This is a genomic window from Anaerobiospirillum sp. NML120511 (assembly GCF_023050955.1).
Taxonomy (GTDB): Bacteria; Pseudomonadota; Gammaproteobacteria; order Enterobacterales; family Succinivibrionaceae; genus Anaerobiospirillum.
On record NZ_JALKIK010000100.1, the window covers coordinates 1 to 1,972 of the forward strand.

Sequence of the window (1,972 nt, forward strand, 5' to 3'; positions counted from 1 at the left end):
TCAAACTCAACAAGCTTCCTGTTTCTACTGCCAGCAGGTCGACCACGACCTCTTTTCTTAGGCATTGGTCCAACAAAAGACGCCTCTTGTAGTAGCGTCTTTTTGTTTTTACTTCCTTTAGGTCTGCCAGGGCCTCGTTTAAGCGGCTTAAGCTCCGTTCCTGTCTCATTACATCCATAATCATCAGGCTTGTCAGCTGCCCTTGTTTTGGACTTTGGAGACCTTCTTTTTTTAGAAGATATACTCTCTAAATAACTTTGTGAAGCATCAGCAAGACCCAGCTTAACAAGTAGCTCAAATGCACTGTCTCTGGCTGGAAGATTCCAGCAGCCATCGTCAATGTGACCGCGAAAAGGTGCATCAACATTACGGTCAATGTCCCTGAGATCTTCCAGTCTGGTTCTGATTGAAAGACGTGTTAATTCTCCGTCTTTCTCAAGCTTCTTGATGGGGGTAATGATCTTGCAAAGCATCAGCGTAGCAATAAAGTTTATAAACTCATTGCCAATAACAGCCTGCTTTGATTGAACCCTGGTAATGTCCAGATCAAGGGTGTTTTTGTAGTGATCAAATACGATTTCAAGAAGCCATCTGTTACTGTAATACTCAAGTACATCTAATGGATCAAGATCCCTGTCTGAGAGAAATGTAATCGTTCCATGAATCCACATACTTTCCAGGAACTTATCACCATCCAGCGAGGCTGTATCGTCATTGATGCGGTGTAAGATTGCGTGCTTTTCGGCTTCTCCTCTTGTTACATCTCTTACGGTGTACATAAATGTACCATCAGCCAATTTAAGCTTCTTGTACATGACCATATGACCGTTGTTGAGTATGGCAGTACTGTCACAAGCCAGCATATTGTGCTCGAAAATGCGCTTGTCATTCCGCTTAATCGGAGCAATGTAGTGAAGATCAGGGTACTGTTCCAGAAGATCAGAAATCTTGCTTACATTGAATCCCTTATCACATACGATTGTGCCTCTTTCAATCTTGTTATCAAGAATGAAATCTCGAAAGGCTTTAGCATCAAGCATATTTCCCTGATACGCCTTTGCGCAGACAACCTCTGACATGTCATGGTCGTATGCATATATAACAGAGATCTCCTTATGACCTTTGAGATGAGTTTTAGCTGATGGCATGGAAAGGGTGTTATCACCGGTATCTTGCTTGAGGACACCATCAATCATAAGGTTGCTTGATTCTGCAACTTTGTTCAGTCTTAAAGCATAGAAATCCTTTAACCTTGTTGGCGCTTTGCCCAGGTTCTCAAGAAGCTGAGTTATGCTGTTCTTAGAAAGCCCAATGCATGGGTAAAGCTTGCTTATGAAGCTCATTCTGGCCTTAGAAGCATAGCGATTACATGCTATACCAGGGTTGGTTACCCTGAGAGATGCTATGGTGAAAATACGATTTGCATCCTCAACGGTAAAACACTCCAGAAGATCTGAGTAAATATCAGCACAGGTAGCATGAACAAAAGCAGCAGCACCGTACTGAAGTCTCTCACTGGTGTTCTTCGAGACATCGTTAATGAACTCGGACTTTGGGATAAATCTGCCACTACAGATGTACCCGATAATCTTGCCATTGCGAGGCCCAGGGTTGTTGCCGGCGGTCATTTTATAACCAGCTCTCTCCCTTACAGCGTAGCGTCTGCCGCCGGAGCTGCCAGTATCGACAACTACGGTGTTTTTAGGCCTATCGACACTCTTAATATCGTCTGGTACCATAAACTCTCGAAGATAAAGTTAACATAAATTCCAGACTGTATTATAACCTTAGTTCAGATATCCTGTGAACTATATAAATAATATTTGTTAATAGTTATGTCTAATATTATTTAAATTTGTTTTTGTCTTATTCCGCTTATTTATCGCAAAACTAGTAAGAGTCTTATGCACATCAATATTTGTCATTGACGGATATCTATTTATTTAGTACATAATTGTGGGAAAGTTTTATT

Annotated in this window: 1 protein-coding gene; it reads right to left on the reverse strand. The window is 41.4% G+C overall.

Annotated elements, in window-relative coordinates:
- Positions 1-1,739, reverse strand: a 1,739-nt coding sequence (locus MXE39_RS12800) for a transposase (protein ID WP_246978244.1), incomplete at its 3' end; no start/stop codon positions are given.
- Positions 1,740-1,972 lie beyond the last annotated feature (233 nt).